Origin of the sequence: Bacillus sp. 3103sda1 (assembly GCF_024159135.1) — a bacterium.
GTDB classification, from domain to species: Bacteria; Bacillota; Bacilli; order Bacillales; family Bacillaceae_G; genus Bacillus_A; species Bacillus_A rhizoplanae.
In genome coordinates, this window is record NZ_JAMYWS010000001.1 from 4,180,973 (window position 1) to 4,204,129 (window position 23,157).

At 41.5% G+C, this 23,157-nt stretch carries 15 protein-coding genes, 22 tRNA genes and 3 rRNA genes; 5 read left to right on the forward strand and 35 right to left on the reverse strand.

All coding sequences use genetic code 11. From position 1 onward, the window contains the following. Positions 1-88 precede the first annotated feature (88 nt). The 4 genes from NKR74_RS20920 to NKR74_RS20935 all read right to left on the reverse strand — a co-directional run bounded on the left by NKR74_RS20920 (position 89) and on the right by NKR74_RS20935 (position 5,610). Positions 89-1,120, reverse strand: coding sequence for a GlgC family sugar phosphate nucleotidyltransferase (locus NKR74_RS20920; RefSeq protein ID WP_253630733.1), 1,032 nt, complete (start codon positions 1,118-1,120; stop codon positions 89-91). Between the two features lie 173 nt (positions 1,121-1,293). Continuing rightward, positions 1,294-2,424, reverse strand: a complete 1,131-nt coding sequence (locus NKR74_RS20925; protein ID WP_098306431.1) for a glucose-1-phosphate adenylyltransferase — start codon at positions 2,422-2,424, stop codon at positions 1,294-1,296. After that, positions 2,372-4,309 (reverse strand): 1,4-alpha-glucan branching protein GlgB, encoded by a 1,938-nt coding sequence (gene glgB / locus NKR74_RS20930; RefSeq protein ID WP_375337680.1) that lies wholly within the window; start codon positions 4,307-4,309, stop codon positions 2,372-2,374. The genes NKR74_RS20925 and glgB overlap by 53 nt, the downstream gene beginning before the upstream one ends. 356 nt (positions 4,310-4,665) lie before the next feature. After that, on the reverse strand, positions 4,666-5,610 hold the full coding sequence (locus NKR74_RS20935; RefSeq protein WP_098306429.1) for an L-lactate dehydrogenase: 945 nt from the start codon (positions 5,608-5,610) through the stop codon (positions 4,666-4,668). Between the two features lie 389 nt (positions 5,611-5,999). On the opposite strand from NKR74_RS20935, the gene NKR74_RS20940 reads away from it, so the two are divergent. Both NKR74_RS20940 and NKR74_RS20945 read left to right on the forward strand, forming a co-directional pair. Continuing rightward, positions 6,000-6,233 carry a penicillin-binding protein gene (locus NKR74_RS20940; protein ID WP_301287735.1) on the forward strand — a complete coding sequence of 78 codons (234 nt, stop codon included), beginning with the start codon at positions 6,000-6,002 and terminating at the stop codon, positions 6,231-6,233. 244 nt (positions 6,234-6,477) lie between these two features. Beyond that, a complete protein-coding gene (locus NKR74_RS20945) occupies positions 6,478-6,777 on the forward strand; it encodes a hypothetical protein (RefSeq protein ID WP_253630734.1) in 300 nt (99 codons plus the stop codon). 180 nt (positions 6,778-6,957) lie between these two features. Here the strand turns inward: NKR74_RS20945 and NKR74_RS20950 are convergent, their stop codons facing one another. The 28 genes from NKR74_RS20950 to NKR74_RS21085 all read right to left on the reverse strand — a co-directional run bounded on the left by NKR74_RS20950 (position 6,958) and on the right by NKR74_RS21085 (position 17,878). Beyond that, the gene (locus NKR74_RS20950; protein WP_253630735.1) at positions 6,958-8,820 is read right to left on the reverse strand and encodes a PTS fructose transporter subunit IIABC; all 1,863 of its coding nucleotides are present in this window, start codon (positions 8,818-8,820) and stop codon (positions 6,958-6,960) included. A 99-nt stretch (positions 8,821-8,919) separates the two neighbouring features. Further along, entirely contained in the window at positions 8,920-9,849 is a 930-nt protein-coding gene (gene pfkB, locus NKR74_RS20955) for a 1-phosphofructokinase (RefSeq protein WP_253630736.1), read from the reverse strand. Then, positions 9,846-10,598 (reverse strand): DeoR/GlpR family DNA-binding transcription regulator, encoded by a 753-nt coding sequence (locus NKR74_RS20960; protein ID WP_253630737.1) that lies wholly within the window; start codon positions 10,596-10,598, stop codon positions 9,846-9,848. Before NKR74_RS20960 ends, pfkB begins: the two co-directional genes overlap by 4 nt. Positions 10,599-11,154: 556 nt before the next feature. Then, positions 11,155-11,226, reverse strand: a tRNA-Glu gene (locus NKR74_RS20965). Between the two features lie 6 nt (positions 11,227-11,232). Next, positions 11,233-11,323: transfer RNA gene (locus tag NKR74_RS20970), tRNA-Ser, on the reverse strand. 5 nt (positions 11,324-11,328) lie between these two features. Then, a tRNA-Asn gene (locus tag NKR74_RS20975) sits at positions 11,329-11,403 on the reverse strand. Positions 11,404-11,406: 3 nt separating this feature from the next. Further along, positions 11,407-11,483: transfer RNA gene (locus NKR74_RS20980), tRNA-Ile, on the reverse strand. Positions 11,484-11,491: 8 nt separating this feature from the next. After that, a tRNA-Gly gene (locus NKR74_RS20985) sits at positions 11,492-11,562 on the reverse strand. Between the two features lie 7 nt (positions 11,563-11,569). Further along, positions 11,570-11,645: transfer RNA gene (locus NKR74_RS20990), tRNA-Lys, on the reverse strand. Positions 11,646-11,654: 9 nt separating this feature from the next. After that, a tRNA-Thr gene (locus tag NKR74_RS20995) sits at positions 11,655-11,730 on the reverse strand. Positions 11,731-11,745: 15 nt separating this feature from the next. Beyond that, positions 11,746-11,821, reverse strand: a tRNA-Phe gene (locus NKR74_RS21000). 10 nt (positions 11,822-11,831) lie between these two features. Beyond that, positions 11,832-11,907 (reverse strand) — tRNA-Asp (locus NKR74_RS21005). A 2-nt stretch (positions 11,908-11,909) separates the two neighbouring features. Next, a tRNA-Met gene (locus tag NKR74_RS21010) sits at positions 11,910-11,986 on the reverse strand. A 27-nt stretch (positions 11,987-12,013) separates the two neighbouring features. After that, positions 12,014-12,106 (reverse strand) — tRNA-Ser (locus NKR74_RS21015). Positions 12,107-12,125: 19 nt separating this feature from the next. Continuing rightward, positions 12,126-12,202 (reverse strand) — tRNA-Ile (locus tag NKR74_RS21020). Between the two features lie 4 nt (positions 12,203-12,206). Next, positions 12,207-12,283 (reverse strand) — tRNA-Met (locus NKR74_RS21025). Between the two features lie 16 nt (positions 12,284-12,299). Next, a tRNA-Ala gene (locus NKR74_RS21030) sits at positions 12,300-12,372 on the reverse strand. A 15-nt stretch (positions 12,373-12,387) separates the two neighbouring features. Next, positions 12,388-12,461: transfer RNA gene (locus NKR74_RS21035), tRNA-Pro, on the reverse strand. An 8-nt stretch (positions 12,462-12,469) separates the two neighbouring features. Next, a tRNA-Arg gene (locus tag NKR74_RS21040) sits at positions 12,470-12,543 on the reverse strand. Positions 12,544-12,546: 3 nt separating this feature from the next. Continuing rightward, positions 12,547-12,635 (reverse strand) — tRNA-Leu (locus NKR74_RS21045). A 16-nt stretch (positions 12,636-12,651) separates the two neighbouring features. Beyond that, positions 12,652-12,726: transfer RNA gene (locus tag NKR74_RS21050), tRNA-Gly, on the reverse strand. A gap of 29 nt (positions 12,727-12,755) precedes the next feature. After that, positions 12,756-12,836: transfer RNA gene (locus tag NKR74_RS21055), tRNA-Leu, on the reverse strand. Between the two features lie 19 nt (positions 12,837-12,855). Next, positions 12,856-12,931: transfer RNA gene (locus NKR74_RS21060), tRNA-His, on the reverse strand. 8 nt (positions 12,932-12,939) lie between these two features. Further along, a tRNA-Thr gene (locus tag NKR74_RS21065) sits at positions 12,940-13,015 on the reverse strand. A gap of 6 nt (positions 13,016-13,021) precedes the next feature. Next, a tRNA-Val gene (locus NKR74_RS21070) sits at positions 13,022-13,097 on the reverse strand. Positions 13,098-13,101: 4 nt separating this feature from the next. Further along, positions 13,102-13,217 (reverse strand): 5S ribosomal RNA (rrf, locus tag NKR74_RS21075). Between the two features lie 50 nt (positions 13,218-13,267). Further along, positions 13,268-16,189: ribosomal RNA gene (locus NKR74_RS21080) — 23S ribosomal RNA — on the reverse strand. Positions 16,190-16,326: 137 nt separating this feature from the next. Continuing rightward, positions 16,327-17,878: ribosomal RNA gene (locus tag NKR74_RS21085) — 16S ribosomal RNA — on the reverse strand. The 16S, 23S and 5S rRNA genes sit together here with 22 tRNA genes alongside, the layout of an rRNA operon. A 324-nt stretch (positions 17,879-18,202) precedes the next feature. Between NKR74_RS21085 and NKR74_RS21090 the strand changes: the two genes are divergently transcribed. Then, positions 18,203-18,889: an MgtC/SapB family protein gene (locus NKR74_RS21090; protein ID WP_253630738.1), complete on the forward strand. Its 687-nt coding sequence runs from the start codon at positions 18,203-18,205 to the stop codon at positions 18,887-18,889. Positions 18,890-18,975: 86 nt separating this feature from the next. Then, complete coding sequence (locus NKR74_RS21095; RefSeq protein WP_253630739.1) at positions 18,976-19,971, forward strand: potassium channel family protein; 996 nt, start codon at positions 18,976-18,978, stop codon at positions 19,969-19,971. Here the strand turns inward: NKR74_RS21095 and NKR74_RS21100 are convergent. Further along, positions 19,961-20,368: a YugN-like family protein gene (locus NKR74_RS21100; protein WP_253630740.1), complete on the reverse strand. Its 408-nt coding sequence runs from the start codon at positions 20,366-20,368 to the stop codon at positions 19,961-19,963. The genes NKR74_RS21095 and NKR74_RS21100 overlap by 11 nt on opposite strands. Positions 20,369-20,665: 297 nt before the next feature. Beyond that, positions 20,666-22,018, reverse strand: a complete 1,353-nt coding sequence (locus NKR74_RS21105) for a glucose-6-phosphate isomerase (protein ID WP_253630741.1) — start codon at positions 22,016-22,018, stop codon at positions 20,666-20,668. 279 nt (positions 22,019-22,297) lie between these two features. Here NKR74_RS21105 and NKR74_RS21110 point away from each other — a divergent pair, with 279 nt between their 5' ends. Continuing rightward, positions 22,298-22,531, forward strand: a complete 234-nt coding sequence (locus tag NKR74_RS21110; protein WP_098309218.1) for a DUF378 domain-containing protein — start codon at positions 22,298-22,300, stop codon at positions 22,529-22,531. Positions 22,532-22,754: 223 nt separating this feature from the next. On the opposite strand, the gene yugI is transcribed toward NKR74_RS21110, so the two are convergent. Then, on the reverse strand, positions 22,755-23,099 hold the full coding sequence (yugI, locus tag NKR74_RS21115) for a S1 domain-containing post-transcriptional regulator GSP13 (protein WP_098309219.1): 345 nt from the start codon (positions 23,097-23,099) through the stop codon (positions 22,755-22,757). Positions 23,100-23,157 lie beyond the last annotated feature (58 nt).

The following is a 23,157-nucleotide window of genomic DNA, read 5'->3' on the forward strand; positions in this document are numbered from 1 at the left end:
TTGTCTCTCTGCAGCAGCAAGCATAGGCAAACTATGCTTACCTATGCCATGCCTGCAGATTCCTCCTCTCAATTTTCAAATATACATCTTAGTAGATCGTTATATTACTGCTTTGTATTGTTCCTTTCTCTACAACAAATGGAGAATGTGCTCCGCCTGTTAACGTCGTTCCATCTTCAATCTTTACATCCTTATCAATAATTACACCATCTAGTATACAATTCTCTCCAATTTGGCTCTTTTGCATAATAATACTGTTACGAACAATCGAACCTTTTCCAATCTTTACAGAACGAAAGACAACGCTATTTTCTACTTCTCCCTCAATAATGCTGCCATTCGCAACCATCGCGTTATGTACACTCGCGTTTTTTCCGTACCTTGTTGGCGGCTCATCCTTTACTTTCGTAAAAATCGGCGTTTCTTTCTTAAACACTTGCTTCCAAATATGCGGCTGCAGTATTTCCAAGCTATGTTTATAGTAACTTTCAATTGAATCGATTACCGCCACATAGCCAGTATGCTCATAACTTTCAATATGCAATGATGTGTTTCGTTTTTCTTTTACAACATCAATTAATCTATAATATCCCATGTCTTGATACGTCTCAAACAAATGTAATAATAACTCCTTCTTTAATACATATGTCTGAAGTGACTCACCTTGGTGACATACTTCTGTAATATCTGCCTCTGTGTATAAGTGACGGTCTAATACCGCTTGGAAATCAAGCGCTGTTACAACATGACTGTTTGTAATGACAACATACTGCTCTTTACTACGTAAAAAGTAATCAATATGTCTGCTAAAATGAGCAAATGTACCAAACTCATCTTGATCACATTGACAATTTGGAGGAAATAAAAATAAACCATCACGTTTTCGATCTAAGTCCCACTGTTTTCCAGAACCGAGATGATCCATGAGTGAACGATTTTTATGACTTGTGAAAATGGCTACACTATGAATATGAGAATTTACCATATTGGAAAGCATAAAATCTATTAAACGGTAACGCCCAGCAAACGGCAATACCGCCAATGATCGATGATTTGTTACTTGTTGTAGTGATGGAAAATTCTCTGTTGCATTAATAATTCCTAACATTGATTCTCTCACTCATCTCATCCCCTTTTCGTCACGCTCTAACAGACAGTAAAATTATCACCGTAACCTTCCATAAACTCAAAGAAGATAGGAATAGAATCACTATCCGTAAAAGCTCCGATTGTTTCCGCTAACTATTTGTGAAGGGATTAAGCTCCCCTTGCTAATCATTAGTTTTACTTCATTTAATTTTCCTCTGCAATTAATACAACGTCTTCAATATTTCGTTCCGGACGAATGATTGCTCCATCTTCAACGACCATCCCTGGCCCAACAATGGCACGCTCAATCACAACATTCTTTCCAATTCTGGCATCTGGCATAATAACTGAATCTACAACCTTGCTGCCTTCCTCCACGATTACCCCTTGAAACAATACAGAATGCTGCACATCACCTTCTACAACACAACCTTCGTTAATTAACGATTCTTCCACTTTAGCTGACGGTGCAATATATTGAGGCGGCTGGTTCGGGTTAACAGAACAAATTCGCCAATCACGGTCATATAAGTTGAGTGATGAATCTTCGCGAAGCAAATCCATATTTGCTTCCCATAAGCTCTTCACTGTTCCAACGTCTTTCCAATACCCGCTAAATGGATACGCAACAAGCTTTTTCCCTTCATCCAATAAAAGCGGAATCACATCTTTTCCAAAATCATTACTAGATTCTGGATTTCTTGCATCCATTTCTAAATACTCTTTTAAAATAGCCCAATTAAAAATATAAATGCCCATTGAAGCTAGATTGCTTTTTGGAAACTGCGGCTTTTCTTCAAACTCAACAATTTCCATCTCTTCATTCGTATTCATAATGCCAAAGCGGCTCGCTTCATCCCACGGTACTTCAATAACAGAAATAGAGACATCTGCTTCTCGTTCCATGTGATGATCGAGCATTTTTGCATAATCCATCTTATAAATATGATCGCCAGATAAAATGAGAACATATTCCGGATCATACTGCTTTAAATAATTCAAATTTTGATAAATGGCACTTGCCGTTCCTGTATACCATTTCACTCCAGAAGACTCTGCATAAGGCGGGAGTACAGTAACTCCTCCATTTACACGGTCTAAATCCCATGCATCTCCAATACCGATATAACTATGCAATTCTAACGGCTGATATTGTGTTAAAATCCCCACTGTTTCAATACCAGAATTCGCACAGTTACTTAATGTAAAATCAATAATGCGATATTTACCGCCAAATGGAACAGCTGGCTTCGCTAAATTTTTTGTTAAGGCGCTTAAACGACTACCTTTTCCCCCTGCTAATAACATTGCTACGCACGTCTGCTTTTGTACCATCTTGTTTACTACTCCCCTTTCGTGTTTTCACCGGCCGTAAAATTGAAATTCCAAATGGTGGTATTGTCATTTCAACATGAGCAAGCTGATTATGATAAGGTTCCATAATCGCTTTTAATCGCTTCTTATTGATTTGTCCCGAACCGCCGTATACAGAACTATCACTATTTAAAATTTCGTTATAATAGCGAAATGCTGGTACGCCAACTTTATAGTTTTCATACACCGCATTTGTAAAGTTACAAACGATAACGAGAACATCCTCTTCTCTCTCCCCTTGGCGAATAAACGAAAAAATACTTTGCTCACGGTTATCCGCATCAATCCACTGAAAACCCTTTTCTGTGTGATCAAGCTGCCAAAGCGGCTTAGAGCGCTTATACAATGCTATGAGCTCCTTAAAGTAATCATGCGTACGATCATGCATTTCAAAATCATGTAAGCCCCAATCTAAATCTTCAAGGTCTTTCCATTCGTCATATTGTCCAAACTCGCCGCCCATAAAGAGCAGCTTCTTACCCGGATGTGTAAATAAATAGCCATACAATAAACGAAGCTGAGCAAACTTGGACCAATAATCACCCGGCATTTTATTTAATAGCGACTTTTTCCCGTGTACAACTTCATCATGCGATAACGGTAAAATAAAATTCTCAGAATACGCGTAAAGCAGTGAAAATGTTACTTTGTCATGAATATATTTCCGATACTCCGGCGCACATTCCATATATTTTAAAATGTCATTCATCCAGCCCATATTCCATTTATAATTAAAACCAAGTCCACCTTCGTATGTCGGTGCAGTTACGAGCGGCCATGCTGTTGAATCTTCCGCAGTCATTAAGAAAGTTGGATCTTCCGCAAATACTGCTTCATTCAGCTGTTGCAGGAATAATACAGCATGTTCATTACTTTCCTGCCCCCCATTTCGCTCCCAATATAGCATGTTAGCAACCGCATCAACGCGAAAGCCGTCGATATGATAATACTTCATCCAAAACAATGCATTCGAAATGAGAAAATTTCGTACTTCTTGTTTTCCTAAATCAAAGTTCACAGTTCCCCATACGTGATTTTCTTGTACATCAAGATCTCTATATTCATACGTTGGTTCTCCATCAAACAAATAAAGCCCATGAGCATCTTTACAAAAATGCCCTGGTACCCAATCTAAAATGACACCGATCCCATATTTATGACATTCATCGACAAAATACATAAAATCCTGCGGTGCTCCGTATCTACTTGTCGGTGCATAATATCCAGTCCCTTGATATCCCCAAGAACGATCATATGGGTGTTCAATAAGCGGCATAATTTCAATATGAGTAAATTGATGCTCTACTACATACGGAATAAGCTCATCTGCCATTTCTCTGTAAGAGTAAAAAGACTCATCTTCTTTCTTTTTCCATGAACCAAAGTGAAGCTCATAAATTGCTAACGGTTCATTATAAATTGGTTTTCGTTTCTTTTTTTGAAACCACTTCTGATCTTTCCATTTATATCCTTTTATATCATAAACAATGGATGCCGTATTTGGTCGCACTTCAGCATACATTGCATACGGATCAGCTTTTAAAATTGTATGGCCGTTTGAGGCTTCAATTGCATATTTGTACAATTCCAGCTGAGCTACATTTGGTATGAACAAAGACCAAATTCCATCCTCTGTCACTCGCACCATTTTATGAATTTGATTATTCCATTCATTAAAATCTCCCACAATACTCACAGCTTGTGCATGAGGAGCCCATACGGAAAAACGTGTTCCTTGCACCCCATCTTCCTTCGTTAGATGAGCACCAAATATTTCGTAGCTATCGTAAAATTTCTCTTTATGAAACAATAGCATTTTTTCCTCATTACAATTTGTTACAATCACTATGTTCACCTCACAAGATGACAGAATTTTAAATATGTTATTACTATTCTTCGGTAAATAGAAATATCCTTGCGATTTTCTAAAAAAACATACGTTTTTTTCGCGGAAATTCATGGTAATTCCGTAAATTTCAGCTGAAAATATCGAATTTTGACGAATATTCCTTGTAAGCGTTTTATTTTAGAATAATTTTCAAAGTGAAAAGGAGGGGAAATTTTACTGGGATTCATTACTTCCTATTAGAGCAAAATACATATTACATTTAAAGAGTAATTAACTTTCAGCAAAACAAAAAAACCCTTTCCGGCAAAAGGGGATATACAGGGGCTGCCGGAAAGGGGTTTATACAATTTGGATTATAGTACTGGTGCCATAGTTTCTTTTAGCACTTTTACAGAATGATCAAATTTCAATTCTTCTGCTTCATTTAATTCAAGCTCTACAATTTCTCGAACACCTTGACGGTTGATAACTGCTGGAACACCTACGTAAACATCTTGTTGTCCATATTGTCCTTCAAGATATGCAGATACTGTCAATACGCTGTTTTCGTTGTTTAAAATCGCTTTAGTTACACGTAGTAGTGACATACCGATACCGTAGTAAGTTGCACCTTTACGTTGAATAATATGATAAGCAGCATCGCGTACATTCACAAAGATTTCATCTAAATCGCTTTGATTGTACTTTTCATTGTTTGCTAAGATTGTTTCAAGTTTTTGTACACCAACAGTAGCATGGCTCCATACTGGAAGCTCTGTGTCGCCATGTTCACCAATAACATATGCGTGAACGTTACGTGGATCCACATCTAAGTATTCACCTAGCATGTAACGGAAGCGAGCAGAGTCTAAAGTTGTACCAGAACCAATTACACGTTCTTTTGGTAATCCAGATTCTTTCCAAGTTACATAAGTTAAAATATCAACTGGGTTAGTTGCGATTAAGAAGATACCATCAAATCCGCTATCCATGATGCCGCGAACGATTTGTTTAAAGATTTTTGTATTCTTCTCAACTAAATCTAAGCGAGTTTCACCTGGCTTTTGTGGTAATCCAGCAGTGATAACAACAAGATCTGCATCTTTACAATCTGCATAGCTGCCTTTCCAAACTTTTGTTGGAGCTGGAGCAAATGGAACAGCATGGCTTAAATCCATTGCTTCCCCTTCTGCTTTTGCTTCGTTTACGTCAACAAGAACAAACTCTTCAGCTACACCTTGGTTAATCATAGAATATGCATAGCTGCAACCTACAGCTCCTGTTCCTACTAATACTACGCGGTTAATACCTTTTTTCATGGTAAAATCCCCTCTCTATTTTTCATTTCATTATTATTATTATCATTGTCATTTAAGTAAATAATTAAAATACTGATTTTATATTGTTTAACTTCCTTACACACATATTGTAGCACGTTCATTTGTGAATGTATTCACAAATTATGACCTATTTGTGAACTTTTTCACAGATGAGAGAAAATTATAGTATCAGGTGTGAAATCTATCCCAGTTCAAGCGAAACACATTCACATACTAATTCCATCAGAATCATAAAGCGAAACTTCCATCAGTGGGGGTTTTCTTCATCTCCACTGAATGAAAATATTTATATAACTTATATAAGTTGTCCACACCTTTTTTCAGCTTAGAAATATTATATATTGAGTCAAAATTTATTTTGAAAGGAGTTGGTTTATATAAATAAGCATAGAAAATGCGTCTGTGAACAACTAGAAGAATTACAGGTAGGTACAGAAGTAGATATTTTTCTAAATGGAAACTTTATAGATGATGTTACGTTTGTTAACTTTAATCCTGAAAACTTTTGCGCAACTTTCGTATTTACAGAAGGACCCGAAGCAGGAGGAGTACTTCTTGTAGATTGCCGTGATATTCAAGCACTTACAATTGAGGCAAGCTAGTTTATCCCGCATTAACGGGCAGTAATACTCCCACCTCAAAACTCGGCGAAAGCAAAGAAGTTAGGTGGGAGATAAACTGCCCGTAAAAGCCCGATTGGTTCAACTAATAATCAGTGGGGGATGGAGAAAACCCCCACTGATTAAAGTTTCACTTTATAAAAGAGAGCTTTGAAAAAAGCTCTTTTTTATAATTTCAAAATATGCTTCTATATGAATTAAAAAAGAGAGGAAGAGGGAAAGAAACATGTCAATTCTCATAAACTATACTGCTATCCCTAAAATATTTAATCCAAATTTAGTGAAGGACACAGATAAACAACCTTCAAATATAAAAAATAAACAAAAACATTTTGAAGGTATTTGCTGCCTTTTAAACACCTTTAATTTAGGAAAAAAAGTAAACGAAATTTTAGTTAATGGCATACCATTAACCGTTTCAGCTTTCATAGGATTTCACTTTAATACGGGACTTGCTACATTTATAGATGAAAACGGGCGCATTATCTTCGTTAATTGCGAGCGCATTGATGCAATTGTGCTTTAGCATTATTATTTATGGTAAAGTGAAACTAAGATGGAGAATATATTATTCACCAATACAGAACAAATAAAAAAGAGATAGTATTATATGCTATCTCTTTTTTTATGACCCGTACGGGATTCATCCTCCTAATGTACATTTTCAACAACATGAAAAAAGCGATCAAAACATTGACCGCTTCTCTTATTTATTTTTATCGACAGGTTTTTTCCAAATTCCAAGCATAGCTGCTGTGACAATCGCTCCTATTGTAATGGCTAATAAGTACATCATTGGTTTATTCACAAGAGGAACAACAAACAATCCACCATGTGGTGCAGGAAGAGTAATATGAAATGCCATTGTCATAGCACCTGCAATCGCAGATCCTACAACACAGCTCACAATTACACGTAATGGATCAGCTGCCGCAAATGGAATAGCGCCTTCTGTAATAAAGGAAAGACCCATAATATAATTTGTAATACCAGATTTGCGCTCTGCATCCGTAAATTTTCCTTTAAAGAAAGTTGTTGCTAATGCAATTCCAAGCGGCGGAACCATACCACCAGCCATAACTGCAGCATGTGGTCCGAAATTATGAGCAGCAATTGCTGCTAACCCGAATGTAAAGGCAGCTTTGTTGATAGGGCCTCCCATATCCACAGCCATCATACCACCAAGAATGATACCTAATAAAATAGCATTTCCTCCGCTTAATCCGTTTAACCAATGTGTTAAGCCTTTATTTATTGCTACTACAGGATCATTTACAAAAAGAATCATAATCAAACCAGTAATCATAATACCAAAGAGTGGATACAAAAGAACAGGTTTAATTCCTTCAAGTTGTGCCGGTAATACTTGAAAAGCTTTTTTCAAGAGAACGATCACATAACCTGCCAGAAATCCTGCGATTAAACCACCGAGAAATCCAGCCCCAGCTTGTGCTGCTAAATAACCGCCAACCATACCAGGTGCAAAACCAGGCCGATCTGCGATGCTACTTGCAATAAATCCTGCTAACACTGGAACGATAAAGAAAAATGCTCCGTTTCCGCCACCAATTGCCATTAATGTAGAAGCAATTGGCCCTTTTGCATGAATGCCGCCAAAAGCGAATGCCAGTGCGATTAAAATCCCCCCACCAACAACGAATGGAAGCATGTTGGATACACCATTCATTAAATGCTTATAAAATCCTGTGCGTTTTTCTTTTACTTCGCCTTTTTTCACTTCGCCTGTTCCTTGATATATTGGTCCATCTTGTTTAAGTGCGCGATTAATAAGTTCCTCAGATTTCCGTATTCCAGCTGCAACTGGAACCTCAATCACATGCTTTCCTTTAAAACGATTCATTTCAACTTGTTTATCTGCAGCAACGATAATTGCCACCGCATCATGAATCTCTTCTACAGTTAATTCATTTTTTACTCCGGTAGAACCATTGGTTTCTACTTTTATATCAACTCCCATTTCCTTTGCTTTTGATTTTAAAGCATCTGCTGCCATATACGTATGAGCAATTCCTGTAGGACAAGCAGTAACTGCTAAAATTTTTCCTTTTGTATTCGACTCTATAGTATTTCCTCTTTCTTCTTCCTCAGTAATCTCTTTCTCTTTCGCATCAATAAGATTCAATAGTTCCTCTTCTGTTTGCGCTTTCATTATTTTCTGTCGAAAATCCACATCCATTAGCAATGTAGATAGTCGAGAAAGAGTTTCCAAATGAGCATTATTCGCTCCTTCACTTGCTGCAATCATAAAGAATAAATGAGCAGGTTGACCATCGAGAGATTCATAGTCTATACCACTATCTGATTTCGCAAAGCAAATAGCAGGTGTCTTGACCGCAGCTGTTTTTGCATGAGGAATTGCAATCCCTTCTCCAATGCCAGTGGTACTTTGTGCTTCACGAGTTAAAATAGCCTTTTTAAATTGAATTTCATCATATAATCGACCTGCTTGTGCAAGCTTACTTACCATTTCATCAATCGTTTCTTGCTTAGAAGATGCTTGTAATTGTAGAAGAATTGTGTCTTTTTTAAGTAATTCTGTAATTTTCATATAGATCCTTCTCTCCTATAAAGTGAGACTTCCATCAGTGAAGATTTTCTTCATTTCCCCTATCTTCTTCGCTTCTCTCTCAATCTTAAGATGGGTAGCTTACTGCTCGTTAATGTAGGGTAAAGAGTGTACCTCTACTTGCAACAATAGTTCCTCAATTTTTTCTTTTTCACCAAGATCAGAAGAAAATGCTGTTGCGCTCCCAGTAGCAACGCCAAATCGAAATGCTTCTTTTAAATCTCCAGTTTTTTCATATGTTCCTAGAAAACCGGCCACAAGCGAATCACCAGCTCCAACAGAATTCACAACTTGCCCTTTCGGCACATTAGCAAAATATGCATGCTCCTTCGCAAGAAAGAGTGCGCCATCCCCGGCCATTGATACAACAACATGCTCTGCGCCCATTTCAAGAAGCTTCTTACCATATAATGCCGCATCTTGAATACTATGAATTTCTACATCAAATAGCTCGCCTAACTCGTGATGGTTTGGCTTTATAAAGAATGGACGATGCTTTACAACGTCAATCAATGCCTTTCCGCTCGCATCAACAGCTACTTTCACGCCGCGCGCACTGCATTCCTTTGTAATTTCTTTATATAACGATTCTGGCAAAGACGGTGGAATACTGCCTGCCAATAATAGAACATCACCTTCTTGTAAATTGCGTATTTGCTGTATTAAACGATCTAATTGTTCGCTTAAAATAACAGGACCTCTTCCATTTATTTCAGTTTCTTGTCCTGTCTTCAATTTAATGTTAATCCGCGAATCACCATCAACTTCAATAAAATCAGTCGTAATACCCTCTTCTTCTAATTTTTCTTGAATAAAGCGACCAGTAAATCCACCTATAAATCCAAGTGCTTTTGAAGAAACATCAATTCTTTTTAGAACACGGGATACATTAATTCCTTTTCCGCCTGGATACTTCACTTCTTTTTCAATGCGATTTAGCGAATGTAGTGCAAAATTATTTACTTGCACTACATAATCTACAGAAGGATTCAATGTTACAGTGTAAATCATACTGTCACGACCTTTACTAATGTTTTTTTAGCATAAGTAGCTACTTCGTTCTCCCCAATATTAGTTGCAATAATATTCGCTGCTTCGAGCTCTTCAATTTTTGCAAATGATATCTCTGAAAATTTACTGCCATCCGCCAGAACATAACATGAGTTAGAAAGTTGCAGAGCTGTTTTCTTTAGCAATGCTTCCTCAGGATCTGGAGTTGTATAACCGTACACAGGATGAACACCATTTGCCCCTAAAAAACAAAGATCGAATCGATAGCGAAGTAAGCTTTCAAGAGCAGCGCTTCCAATTAACGCTCTTGTATTGCTTTTCATCATGCCACCAAGTAAGTAAGCTCGAATATTGGCTTGAAACAATGCCTCAATATGCATAAGTCCATTTGTCACGACAGTTATATCTTTTCCTTGCAAGAATGGAATCATTTCAAACGTCGTACTTCCGGCATCTAAGTAAATACAATGCCCGTCTTCCACAAGAGATGCTGCATATTGACCAATCGACTTTTTCTCCTGAAGATTTTTGAAGGATTTTTCGTTCATACTCGGTTCTTTTCCCTTTGATTGTAACGGTGAGGCTCCGCCATGAACACGCTTTATATAGTTATTCTCTTCTAAATAAATCAAATCTCTTCGAATCGTCGATTCCGATGATTCAGTTGCAGCAACTAACTCTTGAAGCTTTACAGTTCCTTTTTCTTTCACCAAATCCAAAATAATTTGGTGACGCTCAGGTGTTAACATGCCGTCACCTCCTTCTTACATTCATCATAACGAAAACCCTTTCAAAAATCAATCAAAATAATTCAAAAACAATCACAAAACGTCACGTATAATCCAAAAACAATCACAAATATTTAACATTATACAGAACAGTCGTCATACGCCCATTTATTCATATTCATGCTTGAAAGGCAGTTGCAATGGATGAACAACAGTGGGAGAGTTCAAAAAGAACTACTATCACTTACATTGATACAGTTGTAGGAACAGGCTTTGCAATCGGTCCTAAAATTGGTACACGAGATAACCAACATTCCTATATATCAACACAAAGATTGCATTTCTTGCAGGGCGCATTCAAATGTATTCTGCGCCAGAATTCAACAAATATTTGTTTGAAGACTTTTTAGGAAAGATTACTAATGTTTTTGGTGGTTGTTTGTGGTTGCTTAATGATTTCTTGTATTTTAATTTTGACGTGGGAACTACAAGTAACTTCTATATCATCGAATTATAAAATGGAGTAATTTCAACAACACAAAAAAAGAGATAGCATTATATGCTATCTCTTTTCGTATGACCCGTACGGGATTCGAACCCGTGTTACCGCCGTGAAAGGGCGGTGTCTTAACCACTTGACCAACGGGCCAATTTCTGGCAGAGAAGAAGGGATTCGAACCCTCGCACCGCGTAAGCGATCTACTCCCTTAGCAGGGGAGCCCCTTGAGCCACTTGGGTACTTCTCTATATATGGCTCCGCAGGTAGGACTCGAACCTACGACCGATCGGTTAACAGCCGATAGCTCTACCACTGAGCTACTGCGGAATATGGTGGGCCTAAATGGACTCGAACCATCGACCTCACGCTTATCAGGCGTGCGCTCTAACCAGCTGAGCTATAGGCCCATAGAAAAAGCGGGTGAAGAGAATCGAACTCTCGACCAGAGCTTGGAAGGCTCTTGTTTTACCACTAAACTACACCCGCATAAAAATGGTGAGCCATGAAGGACTCGAACCTTCGACCCTCTGATTAAAAGTCAGATGCTCTACCAACTGAGCTAATGGCTCATTTTGAAATGGTGCCGGCTAGAGGACTTGAACCCCCAACCTACTGATTACAAGTCAGTTGCTCTACCAATTGAGCTAAGCCGGCTTGTATATTTCAAAATGGTGGCTCGGGACGGAATCGAACCGCCGACACGAGGATTTTCAGTCCTCTGCTCTACCGACTGAGCTACCGAGCCTTAATATAAATGGCGGTCCCGACCGGGGTCGAACCGGCGATCTCCTGCGTGACAGGCAGGCATGTTAACCACTACACCACGGGACCATTGGTTGCGGGGACAGGATTTGAACCTGCGACCTTCGGGTTATGAGCCCGACGAGCTACCAGACTGCTCCACCCCGCGATGATAAAAATATTATTTTAGTTAAAATGGAGGAGGTAGAGGGATTCGAACCCCCGCGCGACTCTCGCCGCCTGTCGGTTTTCAAGACCGATCCCTTCAGCCAGACTTGGGTATACCTCCGAGATATATGAAACTTGAGTGGTGGACCTTGTAGGACTCGAACCTACGACCGGACGGTTATGAGCCGTCTGCTCTAACCAGCTGAGCTAAAGGTCCTTTATGGTAGCGGCGGAGGGGATCGAACCCCCGACCTCACGGGTATGAACCGTACGCTCTAGCCAGCTGAGCTACACCGCCATAAATAAAGTATAAGTGGAGCCTAGCGGGATCGAACCGCTGACCTCCTGCGTGCAAGGCAGGCGCTCTCCCAGCTGAGCTAAGGCCCCATTATTTTAAAACTATCGGGAAGACAGGATTCGAACCTGCGACCCCCTGGTCCCAAACCAGGTGCTCTACCAAGCTGAGCCACTTCCCGTTGATAAGCGCGCCCGAGAGGACTCGAACCCCTAACCTTTTGATCCGTAGTCAAACGCTCTATCCAATTGAGCTACGGGCGCATATGGTGCCGAGGGCGGGGGTCGAACCCGCACGGTGGTCACCCACCGCAGGATTTTAAGTCCTGTGCGTCTGCCTGTTCCGCCACCCCGGCATGTCATATTGAAAATTGGAGCGGAAGACGGGATTCGAACCCGCGACCCCAACCTTGGCAAGGTTGTATTCTACCACTGAACTACTTCCGCAAGACATATATGACTTATTCAATTAAAAGTGCGGGTGAAGGGAGTCGAACCCCCACGCCAAAGGCGCCAGATCCTAAGTCTGGTGCGTCTGCCAATTCCGCCACACCCGCATATTGTTTTTTTAAGAAATGGGGCGACTGATGGGAATCGAACCCACGAGTGTCGGAGCCACAATCCGATGCGTTAACCACTTCGCCACAGCCGCCATAATCCTGGTGCCGGCTAGAGGACTTGAACCCCCAACCTACTGATTACAAGTCAGTTGCTCTACCAATTGAGCTAAGCCGGCATTATATGGTGGAGGATGACGGGATCGAACCGCCGACCCCCTGCTTGTAAGGCAGGTGCTCTCCCAGCTGAGCTAATCCTCCATTTGCCTGGCAACGTCCTACTCTCACAGGGACAAAGTCCCAACTACCATCGGCGCTAGAGAGCTTAACTTCCGTGTTCGGTATGGGAACGGGTGTGACCTCTCTGCCATCATTACCAGACTTATGAAGGTATATTCCTTCAAAACTAGATAACATTTGCTTCATATTATATGGTTAAGTCCTCGATCTATTAGTATTCGTCAGCTCCACATGTCACCATGCTTCCACCTCGAACCTATCAACCTGATCATCTTTCAGGGATCTTACTAGCTTACGCTATGGGAAATCTCATCTTGAGGGGGGCTTCATGCTTAGATGCTTTCAGCACTTATCCCTTCCGCACATAGCTACCCAGCTATGCCCTTGGCAGAACAACTGGTACACCAGCGGTGCGTCCATCCCGGTCCTCTCGTACTAAGGACAGCTCCTCTCAAATTTCCTACGCCCACGACGGATAGGGACCGAACTGTCTCACGACGTTCTGAACCCAGCTCGCGTACCGCTTTAATGGGCGAACAGCCCAACCCTTGGGACCGACTACAGCCCCAGGATGCGATGAGCCGACATCGAGGTGCCAAACCTCCCCGTCGATGTGGACTCTTGGGGGAGATAAGCCTGTTATCCCCGGGGTAGCTTTTATCCGTTGAGCGATGGCCCTTCCATGCGGAACCACCGGATCACTAAGCCCGACTTTCGTCCCTGCTCGACTTGTAGGTCTCGCAGTCAAGCTCCCTTATGCCTTTGCACTCTACGAATGATTTCCAACCATTCTGAGGGAACCTTTGGGCGCCTCCGTTACTTTTTAGGAGGCGACCGCCCCAGTCAAACTGCCCACCTGACACTGTCTCCCGGGTCGATAAGACCCGTAGGTTAGAATTTCAATACAGCCAGGGCGGTATCCCACCAGCGCCTCCACCGAAGCTAGCGCTCCGGCTTCAAAGGCTCCCGCCTATCCTGTACAAGCTGTACCAAAATTCAATATCAGGCTACAGTAAAGCTCCACGGGGTCTTTCCGTCCTGTCGCGGGTAACCTGCATCTTCACAGGTACTATAATTTCACCGAGTCTCTGGTTGAGACAGTGCCCAAATCGTTACACCTTTCGTGCGGGTCGGAACTTACCCGACAAGGAATTTCGCTACCTTAGGACCGTTATAGTTACGGCCGCCGTTTACTGGGGCTTCAGTTCAGAGCTTCGCTTGCGCTAACCCCTCTCCTTAACCTTCCAGCACCGGGCAGGTGTCAGCCCCTATACTTCGCCTTACGGCTTCGCAGAGACCTGTGTTTTTGCTAAACAGTCGCTTGGGCCTATTCACTGCGGCTTTCCGTTAAGAAAGCACCCCTTCTCCCGAAGTTACGGGGTCATTTTGCCGAGTTCCTTAACCAGAGTTCTCTCGCACACCTTAGGATTCTCTCCTCGCCTACCTGTGTCGGTTTGCGGTACAGGCACCTTTTATCTCGCTAGAAGCTTTTCTTGGCAGCGGGGAATCAAAGACTTCGCTCCATAAGGAGCTTCCCCATCACAGCTCAGCCTTTGCGGTAAGCGGATTTGCCTACTTACCAGCCTAACTGCTTGGACGTGCACAACCAATCGCACGCTTCTTCTATCCTTCTGCGTCCCTCCATTGCTCAAACGATAAAGAGGTGGTACAGGAATATCAACCTGTTGTCCATCGCCTACGCCTGTCGGCCTCGGCTTAGGTCCTGACTAACCCTGAGCGGACGAGCCTTCCTCAGGAAACCTTAGGCATTCGGTGGACGGGATTCTCACCCGTCTTTCGCTACTCATACCGGCATTCTCACTTCTAAGCGCTCCACCAGTCCTTACGATCTGACTTCACAGCACTTAGAACGCTCCCCTACCACTGATACCATAGGTATCAATCCGCAGCTTCGGTGGTGTATTTAGCCCCGGTACATTTTCGGCGCAGAGTCACTCGACTAGTGAGCTATTACGCACTCTTTAAATGGTGGCTGCTTCTAAGCCAACATCCTAGTTGTCTAAGCAACTCCACATCCTTTTCCACTTAATACACACTTTGGGACCTTAGCTGGCGGTCTGGGCTGTTTCCCTTTTGACTACGGATCTTATCACTCGCAGTCTGACTCCCAAGGATAAGTCATTGGCATTCGGAGTTTGACTGAATTCGGTAATCCGATGAGGACCCCTAGTTCAATCAGTGCTCTACCTCCAAGACTCTCACACTTGAGGCTAGCCCTAAAGCTATTTCGGGGAGAACCAGCTATCTCCAGGTTCGATTGGAATTTCTCCGCTACCCACACCTCATCCCCGCACTTTTCAACGTGCGTGGGTTCGGGCCTCCATTCAGTGTTACCTGAACTTCACCCTGGACATGGGTAGATCACCTGGTTTCGGGTCTACGACCACGTACTAAACGCCCTATTCAGACTCGCTTTCGCTACGGCTCCGCCTCTTCAGCTTAACCTCGCACGGGATCGTAACTCGCCGGTTCATTCTACAAAAGGCACGCCATCACCCGTTAACGGGCTCTGACTATTTGTAGGCACACGGTTTCAGGATCTCTTTCACTCCCCTTCCGGGGTGCTTTTCACCTTTCCCTCACGGTACTGGTTCACTATCGATCACTAGGTAGTATTTAGCCTTGGGAGATGGTCCTCCCGGATTCCGACGGAATTTCACGTGTTCCGCCGTACTCAGGATACATTCAAGAGGGAACGAAGTTTCAACTACAGGGTTGTTACCTTCTATGACGAGCCTTTCCAGGCTGCTTCGTCTACCTCGTTCCTTTGTAACTCCGTATAGAATGTCCTACAACCCCAAGAGGCAAGCCTCTTGGTTTGGGCTAGATTCCGTTTCGCTCGCCGCTACTCAGGAAATCGCATTTGCTTTCTCTTCCTCCAGGTACTTAGATGTTTCAGTTCCCTGGGTCTGTCTTCTTTACCCTATGTATTCAGATAAAGATACCATACCATTACGTATGGTGGGTTTCCCCATTCGGAAATCTCCGGATCAAAGCTTACTTACAGCTCCCCGAAGCATATCGGTGTTAGTCCCGTCCTTCATCGACTCCTAGTGTCAAGGCATCCACCGTGCGCCCTTTCTAACTTAACCAAAATTAAAAAAATATGAGCTACACTGTTATCTAGTTTTCAAAGAACATATATTTTCGAGAGATAGTTCTCTCAAAACTGAACAAAACGAAACACGGAAACTTATATTGATGAACAGCGTTCATCAATTCTCCATAGAAAGGAGGTGATCCAGCCGCACCTTCCGATACGGCTACCTTGTTACGACTTCACCCCAATCATCTGTCCCACCTTAGGCGGCTGGCTCCAAAAAGGTTACCCCACCGACTTCGGGTGTTACAAACTCTCGTGGTGTGACGGGCGGTGTGTACAAGGCCCGGGAACGTATTCACCGCGGCATGCTGATCCGCGATTACTAGCGATTCCAGCTTCATGTAGGCGAGTTGCAGCCTACAATCCGAACTGAGAACGGTTTTATGAGATTAGCTCCACCTCGCGGTCTTGCGACTCTTTGTACCGTCCATTGTAGCACGTGTGTAGCCCAGGTCATAAGGGGCATGATGATTTGACGTCATCCCCACCTTCCTCCGGTTTGTCACCGGCAGTCACCTTAGAGTGCCCAACTTAATGATGGCAACTAAGATCAAGGGTTGCGCTCGTTGCGGGACTTAACCCAACATCTCACGACACGAGCTGACGACAACCATGCACCACCTGTCACTCTGCTCCCGAAGGAGAAGCCCTATCTCTAGGGTTGTCAGAGGATGTCAAGACCTGGTAAGGTTCTTCGCGTTGCTTCGAATTAAACCACATGCTCCACCGCTTGTGCGGGCCCCCGTCAATTCCTTTGAGTTTCAGCCTTGCGGCCGTACTCCCCAGGCGGAGTGCTTAATGCGTTAACTTCAGCACTAAAGGGCGGAAACCCTCTAACACTTAGCACTCATCGTTTACGGCGTGGACTACCAGGGTATCTAATCCTGTTTGCTCCCCACGCTTTCGCGCCTCAGTGTCAGTTGCAGACCAGAAAGTCGCCTTCGCCACTGGTGTTCCTCCATATCTCTACGCATTTCACCGCTACACATGGAATTCCACTTTCCTCTTCTGCACTCAAGTCTCCCAGTTTCCAATGACCCTCCACGGTTGAGCCGTGGGCTTTCACATCAGACTTAAGAAACCACCTGCGCGCGCTTTACGCCCAATAATTCCGGATAACGCTTGCCACCTACGTATTACCGCGGCTGCTGGCACGTAGTTAGCCGTGGCTTTCTGGTTAGGTACCGTCAAGGTGCCAGCTTATTCAACTAGCACTTGTTCTTCCCTAACAACAGAGCTTTACGACCCGAAGGCCTTCATCGCTCACGCGGCGTTGCTCCGTCAGACTTTCGTCCATTGCGGAAGATTCCCTACTGCTGCCTCCCGTAGGAGTCTGGGCCGTGTCTCAGTCCCAGTGTGGCCGATCACCCTCTCAGGTCGGCTACGCATCGTCGCCTTGGTGAGCCGTTACCTCACCAACTAGCTAATGCGCCGCAGGTCCATCTATAAGTGACAGCCGAAGCCGCCTTTCAATTTCGCACCATGCGGTGCAAAATGTTATCCGGTATTAGCCCCGGTTTCCCGGAGTTATCCCAGTCTTATAGGCAGGTTACCTACGTGTTACTCACCCGTCCGCCGCTAACTTCTTAAGAGCAAGCTCTTAAGAAGTTCGCTCGACTTGCATGTATTAGGCACGCCGCCAGCGTTCATCCTGAGCCAGGATCAAACTCTCCAATAAAGTGTTTGTCTAGCATCATAAATAAAAATTGACGTTTCACGTTGTTTGTTTCGTTCAGTTTTCAAAGAACTTGTCCGCCGCTCAATTGCGACTTCCTTATGTTAACATCTTTGTTTTTTGATGTCAACATTGTTTTTTATTTCTTTTTTCTCTTCGCTTTCTGCTGTTGTGCATCAGCGACGTTTATTAATATAGCATGGTGAAAATCGAAATGCAACATCCTTTTTAAATTTTTTTTATAAAAACTGTCCAACTTCCCTTCCTTTTACCATATACATAAAATATAAGCTCGTCTATTACCTCAATTTACAGGAAGGGATACAAATGGAACACTTCGATTTATTACTCAAGCTAGGCCTCTCTGCCATTTTAGGATTTGGGATTGGTTTAGAACGGGAATTAAAGCGCAAGCCACTAGGCCTCAAAACTTGCTTAGTTATTTCTATTATTAGCTGTTTACTTACCATTGTTTCAATTGAAGCAGCTTATAACTTACCAAGCTCCGTCTCAAACAGAATCGGCATGGATCCCCTCCGCTTAGCAGCTCAAGTTGTATCAGGAATCGGTTTTTTAGGAGCAGGCGTTATTTTACGAAGAGATAACGATAGCATCGCAGGCCTCACCACTGCTGCAATGATTTGGGGAGCATCTGGAATTGGCATCGCAGTCGGAGCTGGTTTTTATCTAGAAGCAATCTCCGGCATGTGCTTTCTTATGATTAGTGTAGAACTTATTCCTTTTGCAATGAGTGTTTTAGGGCCAAAGTCACTTCGTCAACGCGAGATTGCTGTAAAACTCGTTGTGAATAGTATGGAAAGCATCCCTATCGTTATCGAAGACATCAAAAAGATGGATATAAAAGTTAAAAATATGAAACTCAAAACGTTAGAAAATGGAACTCATTTTCTACAAATGAAAATATCTGTTGACCAAAAAATGCATACAGCTGACATGTACTATGCCATTCAGCATCTTGAAAGTGTACGACAAGCCGAAGTGGAAAGCATGTGAAGACTCCCTTATTCCTATGAGGGGGTTTTTCTTCTTTTTATAATGGTAACACTATAACCATCTGAACTTGGGAGGAGCTGCAGACATTGAATGCAAGGAGTAGTATTTTAGACACATTTCGCAACTCTATCATTTTACGATTGGTTACCCTAATTACTGGATTCATTATCCTCTTTGGATTTCTTATACACAAATTAGAACCACTCCACTTTCCAACATGGTTTGACGGCATATGGTGGGCGCTTGTCACAACGTTCACTATTGGATACGGCGATTATGTTCCTCACAGTGTACCTGGAAGAATACTCGCAATTATTCTTATTTTATTAGGAACTGGATTCGTCTCCTATTATATGATATCGTTCGCTACGGAAATGATTAGTAAACAATATATGAAAATAAAAGGTGAAGAGGCTGCCTCTTGTCATGGTCATATGATTATTGTCGGTTGGAATGAACGTGTTAAGCATGTTGTAAGTCAACTGCACGTATTACAACCAAACCTTGATATTGTTCTTATAGATGAAACGCTTCCTCTACTCCCTAAGTCATTTCATCATTTACAATTTATTAAAGGCTGTCCTCATCATGATAATATTTTACTCAAAGCAAATATTCGTACCGCACATACCATTTTGATTACAGCTGATAAAGAAAAAAGTGAGAGTTCTGCTGATACACAATCTATTCTAACCATTTTAACAGCGAAAGGATTACATCCAAATATTTATTGCATTGTTGAAATGCTAACTTCCGATCAAATTCGAAATGCAAAACGAGCTGGGGCGACAGAAATTATTGAAGGAAATAAATTAACAAGTTATGTATTTACCGCTTCCCTATTATTTCCTTCGATTTCAGAAGTGCTGTTTACAATTTATAATGAAATTACTGCAAATAAATTGCAGCTTACGCATATTCCTCAGACATACGCTGGTGAAACATTCGAATATTGTAACAGTGCTTTATTAAAACAAAATATACTATTACTTGGTATACAACGCGACGGACAATATCACATAAATCCAGTTCACTCACTTACTCTGCAAGAAAATGATTCACTCATTGTCATTAAACATTAAGGAGATATCCTTCTAACTCTCGAACTATAGCTTTACCAATATCAATATGTTTAGCTTGTATGTCCCCATCTGCATCTTTCGGTTCTGCAAACTGATCGAAAGATAAGCCTGCTGTGAATGTATTCACCTCATCATCTAGTTCATCTTGGTACACATGCGAAAGAAGATAAGGTGTATCAAGACGAACGATAACTCCGTTTACATCAAGCTCTCCTTCAACTGCTGTAAACGGTAATCGTAAAAATTGATATCCGTCTTCTTCATCTATCTTATAATCAAAACACCCTTTCTCATAATCCCAATTCCCACCGATTGTATAACCGAGCGGCTTTAATATTTCTTCTAACTGGAAAAGAGCAAATGTTTGTCCTTCTAACTTTGAATGAATCCCAATCAAATGTATCATCCTTTCTAGATTTTTTTTAGCATACCCATTTCGCGTTCCATATATCGGCGCTTCGGCATAATAAAGTGAAACTTCCATTAGTGGGGTCTTACTACCCCCGAATAGCGGGCCCTCCGATACATATCCCCATAAAAAAAGCTGTTGGGATAATCCCAACAGCTTTTTCTTATTGTCTAGCTCCAGCGGCTAGAATGGTCGGTGGCTTCGCGCCTTCCTACGAGGCAAAAAGCGCCTCTACGTCAGGAGCTCCATCCCCCTCCCATTCTGAACCAGCCGCTTCCGCTTTTCTTATTTCAAACGTTCTTCTAGTTCTGCTTTTAGTTCTTCGAATCCTGGTTTTCCAAGTAGAGCGAACATGTTTTTCTTATATGCTTCTACGCCTGGTTGGTCAAATGGATTTACGCCTAATAAGTAGCCGCTCATCGCACATGCTTTTTCGAAGAAGTATACAAGATAACCGAATGTATACTCATTTAGTTCAGGAATATTGACGATTAAGTTTGGTACACCGCCATCGCTATGTGCAAGCAATGTTCCTTCGTATGCTTTTGTGTTAACGAAGTCCACTGTTTCACCAGCAAGGTAATTTAATCCATCTAAATCGTTCTCATCTAATTCAATTTTTAGTTCGTGTGTAGATTTTCCTACTTTTAGAACTGTTTCAAATAGGTCACGGCGTCCTTCTTGAATGTATTGACCTAAAGAATGCAGGTCAGTTGAGAAGTTTGCAGAAGATGGGAAAATACCTTTTTGATCTTTTCCTTCACTCTCACCAAATAATTGTTTCCACCATTCAGCAAAATATTGAAGTGCTGGTTCGTAGTTAACAAGCATTTCAATTGTTTTACCTTTATTGTATAAAGCATTGCGTACAACTGCATATTGATAAGCTGGATTTTCTTCAAGTTCTGATTTCGCAAAATCATCACTAGCTACAGCTGCCCCTTGCATCATTTCTTCAATATTTAAACCACTTACAGCAATCGGCAATAAACCAACTGGTGTTAATACAGAGAAGCGACCACCAACATCATCTGGAATCACGAATGTTTCGTATCCTTCTTCGTTAGCTAATGTTTTTAAAGCACCGCGCGCTTTATCTGTCGTTGCATAAATACGTTTACGCGCTTCTTCTTTTCCGTATTTCTCTTCTAATAGCTTACGGAAAATGCGGAATGCAATTGCAGGCTCTGTTGTTGTACCTGATTTAGAAATAACGTTAATAGAGAAGTCTTTACCTTCTAATACATCCATTAAATCTTTCATGTAAGTGGAGCTAATGTTTTGTCCAACAAATAGCACTTGTGGAGTTTTGCGTTGTTCCTTAGACAGCGTGTTGTAGAAAGAATGGTTTAGCATTTCAATTGCTGCTCGCGCTCCTAAGTAAGAACCACCAATCCCAATAACAAGTAAAATGTCAGAATCATTTTTAATTTTCTCAGCGCATTTTTGAATGCGAGCAAATTCCTCTTTATCGTATGCAAGCGGAAGTTCTACCCAACCTAAGAAGTCATTTCCTGCTCCTGTTTTTTCATGAATTGCATGGTGTGATACTTTTACTGCATCACGTAAATATGTTAATTCTTGTTCACTGATGAACGATAACGCCTTTGAATAGTCAAACGTTACATGTGTGCTCATCTTTTTCCCTCCAATACAATATGTATATGTATTTCTGTCTTCACTTTAGCGAAACCACAGTTGTAAATCAAGCGAACTACAAATTGTAAGCGTAGCCAATTTATTTTTTTTACAAAATCGTCATAACTTCCGTTTTTTGGTCTAGACAAGTATACAATGAGAAATTTTAATTTTTTGGGTATAAGAACAACAAAAGGTATCCATTCTATAAAGGAAGCTTCATTAAACGAGTGAATGTATCTCGTTTTTGCTTCATCATTTAAGGAGGGACTGCTTAAAATGAGTACATTACAACGCATTGCCTTAGTATTTACGATTATTGGCGCAGTAAACTGGGGACTCATTGGTTTCTTTCAATTCGATTTAGTAGCAGCTATCTTCGGAGGGCAAGATACAGCATTTGCTCGAATTATCTATGGTATTGTGGGTATTTCAGGTTTAATTAACCTTGGCTTATTATTTAAACCTTCTGAAGAACTTGGAACACACCCAGAAGCACGTGAAGTACGATAAATCTAATACCATTCTAAAATGATATTATAAAACATGCATCTCCACTTGTTTTCACACAAGTGGAGATCTATGATGCTTTACTAACTTCTGACATACGGATGTTTCTTTATACTGATTACAAATGCAGCAAAAGAAATGTTTGATTATTTTATATCATAATGTATCACATTCACCGATTACTTGGTGAACAAGTAATAAAAGCAGAGAGCTATGCTCCCTGCTTTTATTTTGTGATTTGAGATTCTTCAATCCACTCTGTTAACTTTTCTCGCAATGTGTTAAATCCATTTGCAGAAGGATTCGGTATACGCACCTTTCCTTGCTTACGTTTGGCAGCCTTCAATGATAAACTCATTTTTCCGTTCTCTCTATTAACTGAAAGCACCTTTACTTCTACTTCATCCCCAACTTTTAAAAAATCATGAATATCTTTCACATACCCATTTGTAATTTCAGATATATGCACAAGACCTTGCGTTTCTTCATCTAATGCAACGAATGCACCGTAATCTTGAATTCCTGTCACTTTTCCCTTCACAACCACTCCTGTTGTGTATTTGTCTGACATAAGAAACACTCCCATATGTTTTACCTTTTGTATTAGTAAATTATACCACTTACAAACA

What these genes read in the sequence shown, in the direction of transcription:
- yugI (WP_098309219.1), bottom strand. Translation starts at nt 23,099, where the DNA reads ATGTCAGACAAATACACAACAGGAGTGGTTGTGAAGGGAAAAGTGACA.
- NKR74_RS20925 (WP_098306431.1), bottom strand. Translation starts at nt 2,424, where the DNA reads ATGGTACAAAAGCAGACGTGCGTAGCAATGTTATTAGCAGGGGGAAAA.
- NKR74_RS21090 (WP_253630738.1), top strand. Translation starts at nt 18,203, where the DNA reads ATGGAACACTTCGATTTATTACTCAAGCTAGGCCTCTCTGCCATTTTA.
- pfkB (WP_253630736.1), bottom strand. Translation starts at nt 9,849, where the DNA reads ATGATTTACACTGTAACATTGAATCCTTCTGTAGATTATGTAGTGCAA.
- NKR74_RS20950 (WP_253630735.1), bottom strand. Translation starts at nt 8,820, where the DNA reads ATGAAAATTACAGAATTACTTAAAAAAGACACAATTCTTCTACAATTA.
- NKR74_RS20935 (WP_098306429.1), bottom strand. Translation starts at nt 5,610, where the DNA reads ATGAAAAAAGGTATTAACCGCGTAGTATTAGTAGGAACAGGAGCTGTA.
- NKR74_RS20960 (WP_253630737.1), bottom strand. Translation starts at nt 10,598, where the DNA reads ATGTTAACACCTGAGCGTCACCAAATTATTTTGGATTTGGTGAAAGAA.
- NKR74_RS21105 (WP_253630741.1), bottom strand. Translation starts at nt 22,018, where the DNA reads ATGAGCACACATGTAACGTTTGACTATTCAAAGGCGTTATCGTTCATC.
- NKR74_RS20945 (WP_253630734.1), top strand. Translation starts at nt 6,478, where the DNA reads ATGTCAATTCTCATAAACTATACTGCTATCCCTAAAATATTTAATCCA.
- NKR74_RS21110 (WP_098309218.1), top strand. Translation starts at nt 22,298, where the DNA reads ATGAGTACATTACAACGCATTGCCTTAGTATTTACGATTATTGGCGCA.